Genomic DNA, 15,498 nt, shown 5'->3' with positions numbered 1-15,498 from the left:
CGTGTCGGACGCAACCACCGGCGCGGCACGCACTCCGCGCTTCTTCCTCTCCTGCATCGGCGTCGGCCTGCTCGCGGGGCTGCTCTCCGGGCTCTTCGGCGTGGGCGGCGGGACCGTCATCGTGCCGCTCCTCGTGCTCCTGCTGAAGTTCGATCAGCGCCTCGCGGCGGGCACGTCTCTCGCGGCGATCGTGCCGACGGCGGCGGTCGGGGTCATCTCCTACGCCATTCACGGCTCGGTCGCCTGGATCCCGGCGCTCATCCTCGCCCTCGGCGCGGTGGTCGGCGCGCAGATCGGCACGTGGCTCCTCCCGAAGATCTCGCAGACCGTCCTCCGTTGGTCGTTCGTGGGCTTCCTCGTGATCGTCATCGTGAGCCTCTTCCTCGTCATCCCCTCGCGCGAGGCCGAGCTGCCGCTCACCTTCCTCACGATCACGGGACTCCTCGTGCTCGGCGTCATCACGGGCACGCTCGCGGGACTCCTCGGTGTCGGCGGCGGGATCATCGTCGTGCCGGCGCTCATGATCGTCTTCGGCACGAGCGACCTCATCGCGAAGGGCACGTCGCTGCTCATGATGATCCCGACGGCGATCTCGGGAACGATCGGCAACGTCCGCCGCCGCAACGTCGACCTCCTCGCCGCCGTGCTCGTGGGCGTCGCCGCCTGCACGACCACCGCGCTCGGCGCCTGGATCGCGACCCTCGTCGACCCCCTCGTGGGCAACATCCTCTTCGCGGTCTTCCTCATCTTCATCGCCGTGCAGATGGCCGTCCGGGCCGTCCGAGGGCGCGCGCGCTGAGGCATCCGTCGTCGAAGGGCCACGCAACCGGCTCGGTAGGATGGCACGGTGCCAGTGAACCCCGACCTCGTCGGGCGGGACTTCCCGCCGACGTCGCCCTATCTCGTCGGTCGTGAGAAGGTGCGCGAGTTCGCGCGGGCGGTCTTCGCCGACGACCCCCAGCACACCGACCCCGCCGCCGCGCAGGCCCTCGGCTACGCCGACGTCGTCGCGCCGCCCACGTTCGCGATCGTCGTGCAGGAGCAGACCTTGCAGCAGCTGCTCGCCCAGCCCGACTCGGGCATTGTCCTGCAGAACGTGCTGCACGCCGAGCAGCGCTTCGCCTACACGCGGCCGATCGTCGCCGGCGATGAGCTGACGGGCAGACTCGCCGTCACCGGCATCCGGGCCCTCGGCGGCAACGCCATGGTCACCAGCGAGTCGGTCATCACGGATGCCTCGGGCGCCCATGTCGTGACCGCGACCTCCGTGCTGGTCGTGGGGGAGGGCGAGAAGTGACCGAGCTCACCGTGGGCGACATCGTCGCCGAGCGCACCGTGCACCTGACCCGCGACTCGCTCGTGCGCTACGCCGGCGCGTCGGGCGACTTCAATCCGATCCACTACCGCGACGACATCGCCGAGTCGGTCGGCCTTCCCGGCGTGCTCGCGCACGGCATGCTCACGATGGGCCTCGCGGTCCAGACGGTCATGCCGTGGCTCGGCGACGCCGGCCGCATCCTCGAGTACGGCGTGCGGTTCACCCGCCCCGTCGTCGTCGAGCCCGAATCGGGCGCCGACGTCACCGTCGTCGCCAAGGTCGGCGCTGTCGACGACGAGACCGCGCGCATCGACCTCACGGTGTCGCACGACGGCGCGACGGTGCTCGTCAAAGCCCAGGTCCGCGTCCGTCTCGCCTAGCCCATGCCCGACGTCGAGCCTCTCCCGCTCGCGCAGCTCACGACGCTGCGCACCGGCGGCGTGCCCGCGCGCATGATCGATGCGCCCACCCGCGACGAGCTCGTGGCCGCGCTCCTGGAGGTGTGGGCCGACGGCGAGCCGTGGCTCGCGCTCGGTGGCGGGTCCAACCTCTTCGTGGGCGACGAGCCGTTCGAGGGAACGGTCGTGCGCGTGCTCACGCAGGGGATCGAACGGATGCCGTCGCCCCGGCCCGGCTTCGCACGCCTCCGCGTCGAGGCGGGGCACGACTGGGACGCGCTGGTCGCCTTCGCCGTCGAACAGGGGCTCGCCGGCATCGAAGCGATGTCGGGCATCCCCGGGACGGTGGGTGCCGCGCCCGTGCAGAACATCGGCGCCTACGGCCAGGAGATCGTGCAGACGCTCGTCGAGGTCGATCTCCTCGACGAGTCGACCGGCGAGGTGTCGACCGTGCCCGCCGCCGATCTCGGCCTCGGGTTCCGCACCTCGGTGCTGAAACACCATTACGGCTCGGTGCCGGAGCGGTCCGCCGTCATCCTCTCGGTGACGCTCGAGCTCGCCGAGGTGGGGCACGCGGAGCGCCCGATCGCCGGCTCGCAGCTGCGCACGGCGCTCGGCCTCGCCGAGGGCGAGGCGGTCAGCGTCGCCTGGATCCGCGAGCACGTCATCGAGACGCGGCGCCGCAAGGGCATGGTGCTCGATGCCGACGACCCCGACACCTGGAGCGCAGGGTCGTTCTTCCAGAACGCGGTGGTCTCGGTATCCTTCGCCCGTACGCTCCCCGACGCCTGCCCGCGCTGGCCCGTCGCCCCGGACTTCGACCCCGTGCTCGTCATCCCGCTCGCGTCGTTCGACGGCTATGTGCCGACGCCTGTGACCCACGAGCCCGACGTCAAGGTGAGCGCGGCCTGGCTCATCGAGCACTCGGGGATCGGCAAGGGCTTCAGGCTGCCGCGGTCCCGCGCGGCGGTGTCGAGCAAGCACGCGCTCGCCCTCACGAACCGCGGCAACGCGACCGCCGCCGAGCTCTCGGAGCTCGCGCGCTTCATCCAGGGCCGTGTGCAGGCCGAGTTCGGGCTCGTGCTGCAGCCCGAGCCGGTGCTCCTCGGCGTCGAGCTCTAGGGTTCAGCCGCCAGGCCCTGCCTGGCGCGTGCCGGGCCGGCGCCTGCGAGGCGCGAGGGACTCAGGCGACGGTCTGGCCGCAGATGCCGCAGACGCCGGTCGGCGGCACCTCCACGAAGCAGTTCGGGCAGAGCGTCGCGGGCCGCTCCGGCTGAGCCGGCGTCCGGCGTGCGGGCGACGCCGCGGTGCGCGAGCGCTCCCTGCGCACCGGCGCGGCGGGCGCTGCGGGCGGGCGGCGCGCGGCGGGCACGTGGGCGGCGCAGTAGAAGCGGACGTAGCCGGCATGGTTGTTCGGATGCCGGTGCTTGTACGCCCAGAGCTCTTCACGTGGCCGCGGCTCCACGTCAGGACCGCAGCCCGCGCAGCGGGCGGGCTCTCCCGGCAGGACCTCGGCCAGCAGGACGGGGTTCTCGAACGGGAGCGCGTCGCGCCAGTCCGCCGATTCGGTGATCCTCATCGTTACGCGAACAGCTCCTGCATGCGCCGGACGCCCTCGAGCAGCGCCTCGTCGCCGAGCGCGTACGAGAGGCGGAGGTATCCCGACGGGCCGAACGCCTCGCCGGGGACGACGGCGACCTCGACCTCGTCGAGGATCAGGTCGGCGAGCTCGAGCGAGGTCTCCACGCGCTTGCCGCGCCACTCGCGACCGAGCAGACCTCGGACGTCGGGGTAGGCGTAGAAGGCGCCGAGCGGGTTCGGCACGGTGACGCCCTCGATCTTCGACAGCTCCGAGACGATGAGCTTGCGTCGGCGGTCGAAGGCAAGGCGGAACTCCTCCGCGTCGGTCTGCGGTCCGGTCAGCGCCGCGAGCGCGGCGCGCTGCGCGACGTTGTTGACGTTCGAGCTGAGGTGCGACTGGAGGTTCGCGGCGAGCTTGATCGCGTCGGCGGGGCCGACCATCCAGCCCAGGCGCCACCCCGTCATGGCGTAGGTCTTCGCGACGCCGTTGACCAGGATCGTCTGGGCCGCGGCATCCGGAACCGCCTCGACGATCGAGACGGCACGCACTCCCTCGTAGACGAGGTTCTGGTAGATCTCGTCGGAGATGATCCAGATGCCGTGCTCGACGGCCCACTCGCCGATCGCCTTCGTCTCGTCGGCGGTGTATACCGAGCCGGTGGGGTTCGAGGGCGACACGAAGACGAGCGCCGTCGTCTTGTCGGTGCGCGCGGCCTCGAGCTGCTCGACGGTGACCTTGTACTCCTGGTCGGCGCCGGCGAACACCTCGACGGGAATGCCGTCGGCGAGGGCGATGGCCTCGGGATAGGTCGTCCAGTACGGGGCGGGGAGGAGCACCTCGTCGCCCGGGTTCACGACAGCCTGGAAGGCCTGGTAGACCGCCTGCTTGCCACCGTTGGTCACGACGACCTGCGACGGCGAGACCTCGAGGCCCGAATCGCGCAGCGTCTTGGCCGCGATGGCCTCGCGCAGCACGGGAAGGCCGACGGCGGGTGTGTAGCGGTAGTTCGCGGGGTCGTGGAGCGCCTCGATCGCGGCATCCACGATGAACTGCGGCGTCGAGAAGTCGGGCTCGCCCGCGGCGTAGCTGATGACCGGGCGGCCCGCCGCCTGCAGGGCCTTGGCCTTGGCATCGACCTTGAGGGTCGCCGACTCGGCGATCGCGGAGAGCTTGCGGGACAGAGGAGCGCGTTCGGTCACGCCTTCGAGCGTACCGGGGCGAGCCGCGGCGCGGAGGTGGATGCGCGGCCCTGGCTGTCGCGCATCCGTCCGGCACGCTGTGCGCGAGGGCTGTGAGCAGTACTCTGGCCCTCATGGACGAGTTGGTCTGGGGAGCCGTCATCTCGTCGGTCGTGCTCGTCGCGGTCGGTGGGCTCGTGTGGTGGCTGTGGGGAGCATGCGCGCTGGCGCTGACCGGAGCAGTCGGCACGGTCATCGGGGGAGTGCTCTCACTCCTGCCGGTGGTGCTGCTGCCCGATCAGGATGTCGCGCTGCGCGTGTCGTTCGGCATCACGGTGCTGGCGGTCGCGTGGCTGCTCGGCTGGGCGATCGCGAGCGGCATCCGCGGCCAGCGCCTCGCTCGCGAAGCCGAGGCCCACGCCCTGGGCGCCGCGCGAAACGCAGCACCCAGGGTCTGAGCGACAGGCCCGGTCGACGGGCCCGACCTCCGCGTCGGGCCGTCAGGTCGTGCGCGTCACAGGTCGAGGGGCCACGCGGGCCGCAGCTCGATGATGCCGGAGGTGGCCATCGGGTGCCGCGAGGCGATCTCGACGGCCTCGTCGAGCGAGTCCGCCTCGAGGATGTCGTAGCCGGCGATCCATTCGTGCGTCTCGGCGAAGGGGCCGTCGGTCACGAGCACCTTGCCGCCGCGGCGGCGCACGGTCTTCGCATCGGCGGGCGGACGCAGCCGGTCGCCGTCGGTCGCCTTGCCCGCGCCGTAGGTCTCGTCGACCCACTGCTCGATCGTGATCGGCGCCTCCTCCGTGTCTTCGAGGGAGGGGTCGACGACCACGAGCATGAGATATTTCATCGCGCTGTCCTTTCCGTTCGAGCGACGTTACTGCTCAGGGCGTCGAACGGAGGGAGGCGGAGTCGACCGAATGCACGAAGAGATCTCAGAACGACGGATGCCTCGGGCCGGCGCGGCCCGAGGCATCCGTTCTCCGTCCGTCAGCTGAACTGGTTCATCGTGTTGTGCTGACCACCGGCCTTGAGGGCGGCGTCGCCGGCGAAGTACTCCTTGTGGGTGTCGCCGATGTCGCTTCCGGCCATGTTCTGGTGCCGGACGGTGGCGATCCCCTCGCGGATCTCGCGCCGCTGGACGCCCTTCACGTAGGCGAGCATGCCCTCGTCGCCGAAGTAGCCCTTCGCGAGATCGTCGGTCGAGAGCGCGGCCGTGTGGTAGGTCGGCAGCGTGATCAGGTGGTGGAAGATGCCGGCGCGCGCCGACCCGTCGCGCTGGAAGGTGCGGATCTTCTCGTCGGCGAGCCGGGACAGCTCGGTGTCGTCGTACTCGGCGCTCATGAGGTCGGCGCGGTCGTAGGCCGCGACATCCTGCCCCTCCGCAGCGAGCTGGTCGTAGGCCTGCTGCCGGAAGTTGAGCGTCCAGTTGAACGACGGGCTGTTGTTGTAGACGAGCTTCGCGTCGGGCACCTCCTCGCGGATCGCGTCGACCATCCCCGCGATCTGGTCGAGGTGCGGCTTCTCGGTCTCGATCCACAGCAGGTCGGCGCCGTTGCGCAGCGACGTCACGCAGTCGAGCACGACCCGCTCCTCGCCGGTGCCCGAGCGGAACTGATACAGATTGCTCGCCAGGCGCTTCGGGCGCAGCAGCCTGCCTTCGCGGCGGATGACCACGTCGCCGTCGCTCAGCTGCGCCTCGGTGATCTCTTCGACGTCGAGGAACGAGTTGTACCTGTCGCCCAGGTCGCCGGGCTCGTTCGACACCGCGAGCTTCTGCGTGAGGCCGGCCCCGAGCGAGTCGGTGCGGGCGACGATGACGCCGTTGTCGATGCCGAGCTCGAGGAACGCGTAGCGCACCGCGGCGATTTTGGCGAGGAAGTCCTCGTGCGGGACGGTGACCTTGCCGTCCTGGTGCCCGCACTGCTTCTCGTCCGAGACCTGGTTCTCGATCTGGATGGCGCAGGCGCCCGCCTCGATCATCTTCTTGGCGAGGAGGTAGGTAGCCTCGGGGTTTCCGAAGCCCGCGTCGATGTCGGCGATGATCGGCACCACGTGGGTCTCGTGGGTGTCGATCTGCGACTGGATGAACTCCGCCGCGGTGTCATCGCCGGCGGCCCGCGCGGCGTCGAGCTGCGTGAAGAGCAGGTCGAGCTCGCGGGCGTCGGCCTGCCGCAGGAACGTGTAGAGCTCGTGGATGAGCGCCGGCACCGCGGTCTTCTCGTGCATCGACTGGTCGGGGAGCGGTCCGAACTCGGAGCGGAGGGCAGCGACCATCCACCCCGAGAGGTAGAGATAGCGCTTGTTCGTGCTCTTCAGGTGCTTCTTGATCGAGATGAGCTTCTGCTGCCCGATGAAGCCGTGCCAGACGCCGAGGGACTGCGTATAGACCGAGGGATCGACGTCGTACTCGGCCATGTCGCGGCGCATGATGTCGGCGGTGTACTGCGCGATCTCCAGCCCCGTGCGGAACCGGTTCTGCGCCCGCATGCGGGCGACGGCCTCCGGATCGACGGCGTTCCAGGGGGAGCCGTGCCGCGCCTTGAGCGCGCGGACAGACTCGATGTCGTCGTTGTAGGCGGTCATTTCGTCTCCTTTCAGGTCTCGGTTCAGTCGGCGTCGACGAGGTGGCGGGTGTAGGCGGGCAGCGTGAGGAAGGCGGGGAACTCCTGGCCCAGCGCGACCTCGCGGAAGATCTCCGCCGCGTCGTCGAAGCGGTCGCCCTCGCGGCGGTCGACCTCGCCGAGAACCTGGGCGATGAGGCCCTCGATGAAGTCCCGCGTGATCGGGGTGCCGTCCTCGGTGGCCTGGTCCTGGTGGACCCACTGCCACACCTGCGAGCGCGAGATCTCGGCGGTCGCGGCATCCTCCATCAGATTGTCGATCGCGACGGCACCGAGTCCTCGCAGCCATGCCTCGATGTAGCGGATGGCCACCGACACGTTGCCGTGCACGCCCGTCGCCGTGATCGGGCGGCCGATGTGCACGTCGATGAGATCCGACGCCGACACCTCGACTTCCGGCCGCTGCCGGTCGAGCTGGTTCGGACGATCGCCGAGCACGGCGTCGAACTCGGCGCGGGCGACCGGGATCAGGTCGGGATGCGCGACCCACGTGCCGTCGAAGCCGTCGCCGGCCTCGCGCTTCTTGTCGGCGGCGACCTTCTCGAAGGCGCGCTCGGTCACCTCGGGGTCGCGGCGGTTGGGGATGAAGGCGCTCATGCCGCCGATCGCATACGCGCCGCGCTTATGGCAGGTCTTCACGAGCAGTTCGGTGTAGGCCCGCATGAAGGGGACGGTCATCGTCACCTCGCTCCGGTCCGGCAGCACGAACCGGGCGCCGCGCCCGCGGTAGTTCTTGATGATCGAGAAGATGTAGTCCCAGCGTCCCGCGTTGAGTCCCGCGATGTGATCGCGCAGCTCGAAGAGGATCTCATCCATCTCGAACGCCGCCGGCAGCGTCTCGATGAGCACGGTCGCGCGGATCGTGCCATGCGGGATCCCGATGTACTGCTCGCTGAACGTGAAGATGTCGTCCCAGAGCTTGGCCTCTTCACTGGACTCGAGCTTGGCGATGTAGAAGTACGGGCCGCGGCCGTTCGCGATCAGCTGCCGCGCGTTGTGGAAGAAGTAGAGGCCGAAGTCGACGAGCGATCCGGATGCCGAGAGCGTCCGGCCCATGCGGTCGGTGAAGCGGATGTGCTGCTCGGGCAGGTGCCACCCACGCGGGCGCATCACGATCGTCGGGGTCTCGGTCGCCGTCACCTCGTAGCGCTTGCCCTCCGGACTCGTGAACGACAGCTCGCCGCGGATCGCGTCGCGCAGGCTCAGCTGACCCTCGATGACGTTGCGCCACGTCGGGCTGGTCGCGTCCTCCTGGTCGGCGAGCCAGACCTTGGCCCCGGAGTTGAGCGCGTTGATCGTCATCTTCGGATCGGTCGGCCCGGTGATCTCGACGCGCCGGTCCTCGAGGCCGGGTCCCGCACCGGCGACCGTCCAGTCGTCCTCGCGGATGTGGCGGGTGTCGTCGCGGAACTGCGGGTCGTGGCCGTTGCCGATCTCGAAGCGGCGGCGCAGGCGTGCGGCGAGGCGGTCGTGACGGCGGGCGCCGAACCGGTCGTGCAGCGCCGCGAGGAAGGCGATGGCCTCGGGCGTCAGGATCTCGTCGTAGCGGGGACCGAGGCGGCCGGCGATCTCGATCGTGGGCTCGTGAGCGGCGGTGGGCGTCGGCGCAGTGCGGGTGCGCATGGGGGTGGTGGTGGCAGGTGTCATGGTCCTGTCTTCCTGTGAGCGAGTTCATGGAGAGTCGGAGGATGCCGGGGCCCCGCGTGTGCGCCGGGTCGAGGCATCCGATGATCCGCGTTCTGCGTAGATCTGCCGGAGGTCGTGAGACCACTCTGCGGTGAACTTCGGTGTCGAAACCGACCATCGGGGCTGTGAACTTTCGCGCTATTTCTGCTTTCGTGACAGAATCGCCCGATGACGTCCCCCGTGACCCATGAGCCGGCGGCAGGCCTCCCCGACGATGAAGAGGTGGATTCCCTCACCATCGGTCGCCGTGTGCGACAGCTGCGGATCGAGCGCGGCCTGACGCTCGAAGAGCTCGCGTCGGCTGTCGACCGGGTGCCGAGCCAGCTGTCGATGATCGAGAACGGGCGCCGCGAGCCGAAGCTGACGCTCCTGCGGGCGATCGCGCGTGTGCTCGGGGTCTCGCTCGAGGCGCTCCTGGAGTCCCAGCCGCTCGACGAGCGGGCGACTCTCGAGATCGCGCTCGAGCGGGCGATGAAGGGGCAGACGTTCCAGGCCCTCGGCATCCCGTCATTCCGGATCGGGAAGACCCTCCCGACCGAGGCGCTCAAGACGATGCTCGCCCTGCAGGCCGAGATCGAGCGGCTGCACGACGAGCGGGCTGCGACGCCCGAAGAGGCGCGACGGGCGAACGTGGCGCTGCGCCGGCTGATGCGCACGCAGAGCAACTACTTTCCCGAGCTCGAGGTCAGGGCCCGCGAGATCCTCGATGCCGTCGACCACCCCGGCGGACCGCTCACGCAGCGCGGCGCCTCCGACATCGCCGCTCACCTCGGCTTCACGCTGCACTACGTGCCCGACCTGCCGCAGACGACGCGGAGCGTCGCCGACATCAAGAACGGGCGGCTGTACCTCTCGAGCCGCCTGACCGCGAAGGGCGACCCGCGGACGGCCGTGCTGCAGGCGCTGTCGAGCCGAATCCTCGGGCACACGGAGCCCACGAGCTATGCGGAGTTCCTGCGGCAGCGCGTCGAGACCAACTACCTCAGCGGCGCCCTGCTCATCCCCGAGGCGCACGTCGTGCCGTTCCTGCAGGACGCCAAGAACGACAAGGCGATCTCGATCGAAGACCTCCGCGACGCCTACTCGGTCTCGTATGAGACGGCTGCGCACCGCTTCACGAACCTCGCGACACAGCACCTCGGCATCCCGGTGCACTTCCTGAAGGTGCACGAATCGGGCGTCATCACGAAGGCGTACGAGAACGACGACGTCAACTTCCCGACCGACCGCCTCGGCTCGATCGAGGGGCAGATGTGCTGCCGCCGATGGACCTCGCGCGTCGTCTTCGACGTCGACGACCACTTCAACCCGTACTACCAGTACACCGACACCGGCAACGGCACGTACTGGTGCACGGCCCGCGTCGAGTTCTCGAGCGAGGGCGCTCACTCGGTGTCGGTCGGCGTGCGGTTCGACGACACGAAGTGGTTCCTCGGCCGTGACACCCCCAATCGCGGTGTCTCGAAGCACTCGGTCGAGGTGTGCTGCCGCCGGGCTCCGGCCGATCTCGAGGCCGCGTGGCGCGACAGCTCGTGGCCGAACGTGCGCACACCCCGGACGCTCCTCGCGACCCTGCCGACGGGCGCCTTCCCCGGCGTCGACACGACCGACGTCTACGAGTTCCTCGAGGCGCACGCCCCGCGCTGAGCCCTGGCTGGGGGCGGGTGTGGGTCGGTGGGGGGTCGGTCTGGGGGTCCGGGCTGTTCGTAACTCCGGAGTTTTCGGTCGATGTAGCGGTAACAGACCCTGATCCCGGCCTGCGGCGCCGTTCTTCCGGAGTTGTGCACACTCCCGCGCCGACCTGGACGGGGGTCGGTGTGGGGTCGGCTTCGGGGTTCCGGTGTTCGTAACTCCGGAGTTTTCGGTTGATGTAGCGGTAACCGACGCCTGGTCCCGGCCCGCGGCGCCGTTCTTCCGGAGTTGTGCACGCCGCCGCGCCGACCCGGCCAGCCCGCCCGCGCTCGGCGGCGCATAGCCGAACATGGGCCACCGCCGCAATGGGCAATGCCGGAAGACCTCCGCACAATAGCGTCAGGACCCCGGGCGGGCACCACCGCCCTCGGCCAGGAGGTCCACATGTCCACTGCATCTGATCGGGGTCCGCGACTGACGTCGTCACCCAACCGTCTGCTCGGCGTCATCTTCGGCGCCGTCTACATCCTCGTCGGGCTGCTCGGCTTCGCCGTCACCGGCGGAGTCGACTTCGCGGCGACCAAGGGTGGTCTGCTCCTCGGAATCTTCGAGGTCAACCCGTTCCACAACGTCGCCCACCTGCTCATCGGCGCGGCTCTGCTCATCGGCGGTCTCGTCGGCGTGCGCGCGGCCAAGACCGTCAACATCATCGTCGGCGCGGCCTACCTGCTCCTCGGCATCATCGGCTTCTTCCTCGTCGGAACGCCGGCGAACATCCTCGCGCTGAACACGGCCGACCACTTCCTGCACCTCGCGAGCGCGATCCTGCTGCTCGCCGTCGGCTTCGCGGCCGACCGCACGTACGCGGCCGACCGTCCCGTCAACCGCACGGCCTGAGATGGATGCCCCGACCCTGACCCGCTCCTGGCCTGCGCTCGCAGCGGTCGGGGCGGGGCTCCTGCTTCTCGCCCTCGGCGCCGGCGCGCTGGCCCCCGCACTCGGGGGTCCGCGCTCGGCCGCCGCCGCGGCGATCGCCGCAGCCCTCATGCTCCTCGGCGGGGCGGCGCTGGCGTGGGCCATAGCGACGTTGCGATCCGGCCGCCCGGTCTCGCCGCGCCTCGGCATCTCCGGGGCGCTCCTCGGCATCCTCGGCAGCGTCATCGCCCTCCTCTCCGATCCGGCGCGCACGAGCATCGTGGCGATCGCCGCTGCCGTTCTTCTGCTCGTCATCGTGGGCTCGTTCTGCGCCTCGGCGGTCGGCCGGCGCTCCGGTGCCCGGCAGCGCGACGGACGGACCGGCATGATCGGCATGATCATCGGCTCGGCCGTCGTGGCCGCGCTCGTCACACCTGCCCTGGCCGCCACCGAGGTCGGCCGCCTTGCCCCCGACCACAGCAGCCACAGCGTGTTCGAGCAGCACTCCCACTGACACCTCCCGCGCCCGGCCCTGCCACGCCGGGGTCGAGCGGCACTCGCGCGACCCCCTCGCGCGGCCCGTCGAGGTCGAGCGGCACTCGCACGAACCTCTCGCGCGCGGCGCGTTGGGACCGCCGTGTTCACAACTCCGGAGATCTCGCGAGACAACCCCGGCATCGACGCCCGACCCGGCCGTTCCGTCGAGTTTCTCCGGAGTTATGAACGGCGCCGGGCGGACGCGGGCCGCGGAGTTCCCCGGAGTTATGAACGGCGCGGGGCTGGCGAGGCCGCGCCGTTCATCCGGAGGTGCGACTCGCCGGCGCCGAGCGCGGCATCCGGCCGGCGACCGAAACCTCGCGCCCGGTCAGGGTCGGCCCGCGCCTCGGCCCCGCCCCGCCGTGTTCGCAACTCCGGAGTTTCCCCGCGACAACCCCGGAAAAGGCGCCTCACTGCGACCGGCGGCGCAGTTCTTCCGGAGTTATGAACCGCGCCGGGCCGCCACAGGCCGCGCGGTGCGGGCGGTCAGGCGCCGGAAGAGACCTGCAGCGCCGCCCAGAGGTCGGCGCGGGCGGCGAACGAGGTCAGGTCGGTGGCGAGCAGCCGCTGCGCGAGGCCGATCCGGGCCCGCACGGTGTGGCGGTGCACGCCCAGCGCGGTCGCCGCCGCGTCGATCCGGGCATCCTGCTCCAGCCACACCCGCACGGTCTCGACGAGAGCCGTGCCCTGCGCCACGTCGTGCTCCCGCAGAGGCGCGAGCCGCGCGGCGGCGAGGGAGCGGGCGGCCTCCGAGTCGAGGGCCGAGAGGACTCCGGATGCCGCGATCTCGCGGAACCTCCGCACGGAGCCGCCTCCTCGGCGAAGCGCCGTGAGGGCCTGGGCGTGGGCGTCGCCGAATTCGGCCCACGGCACGGGCTCCGAAAGGCCGACCTGCGCATCGAAGCGCTCGGCGAGCTGGCCGAAGATCGCGTCGTCGTGGCTCGCCACGACCAGGTGATCCTCGGCGCGGCCATGGAAGACCGAGCCCCGCGACTCGGACGCGCGAAGCGTGAGCCACTCCACGACGGCATCGGCGCGGGCGGTCGCGGGGTCGGTGACGCCGACGATCACCGGCGCGGCGGGTAGGCCACCCCACAGGTCGCGGGCGATGCGCCGTGTGAGGGTCGGGTCACCCGCGCGGAGGGACTGGACCAGCCCGGCCCGCAGCAGCTCGTGCGCACGCGTGAGCCGCTGCTGCTGCTCGAATGCGAGGCCCGCCATCGCCACGACCGAGGTCACGACACCGCGGCCCTCCTGATCGAGCTCCGCGCCCGAGATCGCGATGACGCCGCGCAGATGTCCGCCGCGCCCGAGCGTCTGCATCGTGAACGCCTGGTGGCCGATGCGCAGCGACGACCCGGCGCGGGCGCCCCGCCGCAGCACCGCCCCCACCTCGTCGGTCAGGCCCGCCATGACGTCGTGGGGAAGGCCGGAGACGGGATGCTCACGGGTGAGCGCACCCGCTGCGTCGAAGAGTCCCACCCACGTGTCGAGCTGGCGCGAGAGCTCGGCCAGGGTCGCGCCGAGTCCGTCGGGCCGGAGCGCGGCGAGGGCGATCGCGCGCTGCGCCGCGAGCGCCCAGCTGCGGCGCGCATAGGCCTGCGCCGCGATCGCCTCGGCGTTCGCGCGGGCGACCGCGATGAACGGCGTCCGATAGGGGACTTCGAACAGCGGCATCCGTTCGTCACGACACGCCTCCGCGAGGGCAGGAGGGATGCCGTCACGCACGACCTCCGTGCCGAAGCCGAGCGCGACGACACCGCGCGCGGAGAGGCGATGCACGTACGCGTGGAAGACCTCGGGCTCGTCGCCGGCCTCGAGGAACTGCCGCCCCGTCGTCAGGAGCGCGAGGCCCTCCGAGAGGAAGGGCGTCGGGTCGGCGAGGTCGGAGCTGTGCACCCACCGCACCGCCTGATCGAGCGCGCCGGGGGAGAGGTCTGACTCCTCGCCCTGGAGCGTCAGGTGCAGCTCATGCCGGCGCAGCAGCGCGCGCAGCGTCGCGGCCTCGGTCGCGGCATCCATTCGCCCCTCGCTTCCTGCCGGCGCGGAGCCTCGCGCGAGACCGCCGAGCCCGGCGCCCTGCCGAGCCCGCGGAGCCCACCGCCCTGGCGACCCACCGACACCCCGCCGTGTACGGGATGTACAGGCGGCCGAGGAGAATGTACACCGCGGAGAGTGCGACCGGGGAACGGCGGTCCGTACGCTCCCCACCATGACCGCGACCGAAACCGTCACCGCAAAGCCGCTCGGCGGACCCGCGCTCCCGCAGGAGCGCCGTCTCGTCACGAGCATCCCCGGGCCCCGTTCGCAGGAGCTGCTCGCCCGCAAGGCCGCGGCCGTGGCGGCCGGTGTCGGGCACACCGTCCCGGTCGAGGCCGTAGCTGCCGGCGGCGGCGTCGTCGTCGACGCGGACGGCAACTCCCTCATCGACCTCGGCTCCGGCATCGCCGTGACGTCGCTCGGCAACGCGCACCCGAAGGTCGTCGAGGCGATCCAGGCGCAGGCGGCCCAGTTCACGCACACGTGCTTCATGATCTCGCCGTACGAGTCGTACGTGGGCGTCGCCGAGGCCCTCAACCGCGTGACGCCGGGCGACCACGAGAAGAAGAGCGCACTGTTCAACTCCGGCGCCGAGGCTGTCGAGAACGCGATCAAGATCGCCCGCAAGTTCACGAAGAAGCAGGCCGTCGTCGCCTTCGACCACGGCTATCACGGCCGCACGAACCTCACCATGGCGCTCACCGCGAAGGCGATGCCCTACAAGAGCGGCTTCGGACCGTTCGCCTCGGAGATCTACCGCGCCCCGCTCTCCTACCCGTTCCGCGACGGCCTCACCGGCCCCGAGGCGGCGAAGAAGGCGATCTCGGTCATCGAGAAGCAGGTCGGCGCCGACAACCTCGCCGCCGTCATCATCGAGCCCATCCAGGGCGAGGGCGGCTTCATCGTCCCCGCCGACGGCTTCCTCAACGCGCTCGTCGACTGGTGCCGCGCGAACGGCGTCGTCTTCATCGCCGACGAGATCCAGACGGGCTTCGCGCGCACCGGCGCGATGTTCGCGAGTGAGCGCTTCGGCATCGTCCCCGACCTCATCACGACGGCCAAGGGGATCGCAGGCGGCATGCCGCTGGCCGCGGTGACGGGTCGGGCGGAGATCATGGATGCCTCGCACACGGGCGGCCTCGGCGGAACCTACGGCGGCAACCCCGTCGCGTGCGCCGCGGCGCTCGCCGCCATCGACGCATATGAGAGCGAGGGGCTCATCGAGCGGGCGAACGAGATCGGCGAGATCCTGCTCGGCCGGCTGCGCGCCCTGCAGCAGGCCGATCCGCGCGTGGGCGACGTGCGCGGCCACGGCGCCATGATCGCGGCGGAGTTCGTCGACCCTGCGACCGGAGACCCCGACGCAGCGCTCACCGCCGCGATCGCGAAGGCGTGCATCGCGGAGGGCGTCATCGTCCTCACCTGCGGCACGTATGGGAACGTGATCCGTTTCCTGCCGCCGCTGAGCATCCCCGACGCGCTGCTCGAAGAGGGCATCGACGTCGTCGCCGCGGCCCTGGCGGCGCACTGAGCCGCGGCCCTGGCCGCGCACTGAGCCGCCCCCCGAGTCGCTCAGTGCATCACTACT

General features: G+C 70.7%; 15 protein-coding genes. 9 read left to right on the top strand and 6 right to left on the bottom strand.

The features are described 5' to 3' along the window. Position 1 precedes the first annotated feature (1 nt). From ACSBPH_RS06580 to ACSBPH_RS06565, 4 genes are read left to right on the top strand one after another with little or no spacing between them, the layout of a single operon-like run. The gene (locus ACSBPH_RS06580) at positions 2-799 is read left to right on the top strand and encodes a sulfite exporter TauE/SafE family protein (protein WP_442576794.1); all 798 of its coding nucleotides are present in this window, start codon (positions 2-4) and stop codon (positions 797-799) included. 48 nt (positions 800-847) lie between these two features. Beyond that, positions 848-1,297, top strand: coding sequence for an FAS1-like dehydratase domain-containing protein (locus ACSBPH_RS06575; RefSeq protein WP_442576793.1), 450 nt, complete (start codon positions 848-850; stop codon positions 1,295-1,297). Continuing rightward, the gene (locus ACSBPH_RS06570; protein ID WP_442576792.1) at positions 1,294-1,698 is read left to right on the top strand and encodes a MaoC/PaaZ C-terminal domain-containing protein; all 405 of its coding nucleotides are present in this window, start codon (positions 1,294-1,296) and stop codon (positions 1,696-1,698) included. Before ACSBPH_RS06575 ends, ACSBPH_RS06570 begins: the two co-directional genes overlap by 4 nt. 3 nt (positions 1,699-1,701) lie before the next feature. Then, the gene (locus ACSBPH_RS06565) at positions 1,702-2,838 is read left to right on the top strand and encodes a UDP-N-acetylmuramate dehydrogenase (protein ID WP_442576791.1); all 1,137 of its coding nucleotides are present in this window, start codon (positions 1,702-1,704) and stop codon (positions 2,836-2,838) included. A 61-nt stretch (positions 2,839-2,899) separates the two neighbouring features. Here the strand turns inward: ACSBPH_RS06565 and ACSBPH_RS06560 are convergent, their stop codons facing one another. Further along, entirely contained in the window at positions 2,900-3,295 is a 396-nt protein-coding gene (locus ACSBPH_RS06560; RefSeq protein ID WP_442576790.1) for a glucose-6-phosphate dehydrogenase, read from the bottom strand. A gap of 2 nt (positions 3,296-3,297) precedes the next feature. Beyond that, entirely contained in the window at positions 3,298-4,497 is a 1,200-nt protein-coding gene (locus tag ACSBPH_RS06555; RefSeq protein WP_442576789.1) for a pyridoxal phosphate-dependent aminotransferase, read from the bottom strand. A 113-nt stretch (positions 4,498-4,610) separates the two neighbouring features. On the opposite strand from ACSBPH_RS06555, the gene ACSBPH_RS06550 reads away from it, so the two are divergent. Then, positions 4,611-4,934, top strand: coding sequence for a hypothetical protein (locus tag ACSBPH_RS06550; protein WP_442576788.1), 324 nt, complete (start codon positions 4,611-4,613; stop codon positions 4,932-4,934). A 56-nt stretch (positions 4,935-4,990) separates the two neighbouring features. Here ACSBPH_RS06550 and ACSBPH_RS06545 read toward each other — a convergent pair whose 3' ends face one another. The 3 genes from ACSBPH_RS06545 to aceB form a co-directional block, all read right to left on the bottom strand. Further along, the gene (locus ACSBPH_RS06545) at positions 4,991-5,326 is read right to left on the bottom strand and encodes a YciI family protein (protein ID WP_442576787.1); all 336 of its coding nucleotides are present in this window, start codon (positions 5,324-5,326) and stop codon (positions 4,991-4,993) included. A 140-nt stretch (positions 5,327-5,466) separates the two neighbouring features. Beyond that, positions 5,467-7,062, bottom strand: coding sequence for an isocitrate lyase (locus ACSBPH_RS06540; protein WP_442576786.1), 1,596 nt, complete (start codon positions 7,060-7,062; stop codon positions 5,467-5,469). 23 nt (positions 7,063-7,085) lie between these two features. Further along, the gene (aceB, locus tag ACSBPH_RS06535; protein ID WP_442577253.1) at positions 7,086-8,723 is read right to left on the bottom strand and encodes a malate synthase A; all 1,638 of its coding nucleotides are present in this window, start codon (positions 8,721-8,723) and stop codon (positions 7,086-7,088) included. A 231-nt stretch (positions 8,724-8,954) separates the two neighbouring features. Here aceB and ACSBPH_RS06530 point away from each other — a divergent pair, with 231 nt between their 5' ends. The 3 genes from ACSBPH_RS06530 (at position 8,955) to ACSBPH_RS06520 (ending at position 11,847) form a co-directional block, all read left to right on the top strand. Continuing rightward, positions 8,955-10,433 carry a helix-turn-helix domain-containing protein gene (locus tag ACSBPH_RS06530; protein ID WP_442576785.1) on the top strand — a complete coding sequence of 493 codons (1,479 nt, stop codon included), beginning with the start codon at positions 8,955-8,957 and terminating at the stop codon, positions 10,431-10,433. A gap of 459 nt (positions 10,434-10,892) precedes the next feature. After that, positions 10,893-11,315, top strand: a complete 423-nt coding sequence (locus ACSBPH_RS06525; protein WP_442577252.1) for a DUF4383 domain-containing protein — start codon at positions 10,893-10,895, stop codon at positions 11,313-11,315. Position 11,316: 1 nt separating this feature from the next. Further along, on the top strand, positions 11,317-11,847 hold the full coding sequence (locus ACSBPH_RS06520; RefSeq protein WP_442576784.1) for a hypothetical protein: 531 nt from the start codon (positions 11,317-11,319) through the stop codon (positions 11,845-11,847). 509 nt (positions 11,848-12,356) lie between these two features. On the opposite strand, the gene ACSBPH_RS06515 is transcribed toward ACSBPH_RS06520, so the two are convergent. Further along, complete coding sequence (locus ACSBPH_RS06515) at positions 12,357-13,892, bottom strand: PucR family transcriptional regulator (RefSeq protein WP_442576783.1); 1,536 nt, start codon at positions 13,890-13,892, stop codon at positions 12,357-12,359. A 190-nt stretch (positions 13,893-14,082) separates the two neighbouring features. Here ACSBPH_RS06515 and gabT point away from each other — a divergent pair, with 190 nt between their 5' ends. After that, positions 14,083-15,441, top strand: a complete 1,359-nt coding sequence (gene gabT / locus ACSBPH_RS06510; RefSeq protein ID WP_442576782.1) for a 4-aminobutyrate--2-oxoglutarate transaminase — start codon at positions 14,083-14,085, stop codon at positions 15,439-15,441. Positions 15,442-15,498 lie beyond the last annotated feature (57 nt).

This window comes from Microbacterium sp. F51-2R, assembly GCF_052180235.1.
Classification (GTDB): domain Bacteria; phylum Actinomycetota; class Actinomycetes; order Actinomycetales; family Microbacteriaceae; genus Microbacterium.
The sequence above is the reverse complement of the archived record's forward strand: the minus strand, read 5'-3'. Positions and strand labels throughout refer to the sequence as shown.

Bases quoted from the DNA above. Each gene is read 5' to 3' on its own strand.
- ACSBPH_RS06565 (WP_442576791.1), top strand. From the start codon at position 1,702: ATGCCCGACGTCGAGCCTCTCCCGCTCGCGCAGCTCACGACGCTGCGC.
- ACSBPH_RS06560 (WP_442576790.1), bottom strand. From the start codon at position 3,295: ATGAGGATCACCGAATCGGCGGACTGGCGCGACGCGCTCCCGTTCGAG.
- ACSBPH_RS06550 (WP_442576788.1), top strand. From the start codon at position 4,611: ATGGACGAGTTGGTCTGGGGAGCCGTCATCTCGTCGGTCGTGCTCGTC.
- ACSBPH_RS06545 (WP_442576787.1), bottom strand. From the start codon at position 5,326: ATGAAATATCTCATGCTCGTGGTCGTCGACCCCTCCCTCGAAGACACG.
- ACSBPH_RS06540 (WP_442576786.1), bottom strand. From the start codon at position 7,062: ATGACCGCCTACAACGACGACATCGAGTCTGTCCGCGCGCTCAAGGCG.
- aceB (WP_442577253.1), bottom strand. From the start codon at position 8,723: ATGCGCACCCGCACTGCGCCGACGCCCACCGCCGCTCACGAGCCCACG.
- ACSBPH_RS06530 (WP_442576785.1), top strand. From the start codon at position 8,955: ATGACGTCCCCCGTGACCCATGAGCCGGCGGCAGGCCTCCCCGACGAT.
- ACSBPH_RS06520 (WP_442576784.1), top strand. From the start codon at position 11,317: ATGGATGCCCCGACCCTGACCCGCTCCTGGCCTGCGCTCGCAGCGGTC.
- ACSBPH_RS06515 (WP_442576783.1), bottom strand. From the start codon at position 13,892: ATGGATGCCGCGACCGAGGCCGCGACGCTGCGCGCGCTGCTGCGCCGG.
- gabT (WP_442576782.1), top strand. From the start codon at position 14,083: ATGACCGCGACCGAAACCGTCACCGCAAAGCCGCTCGGCGGACCCGCG.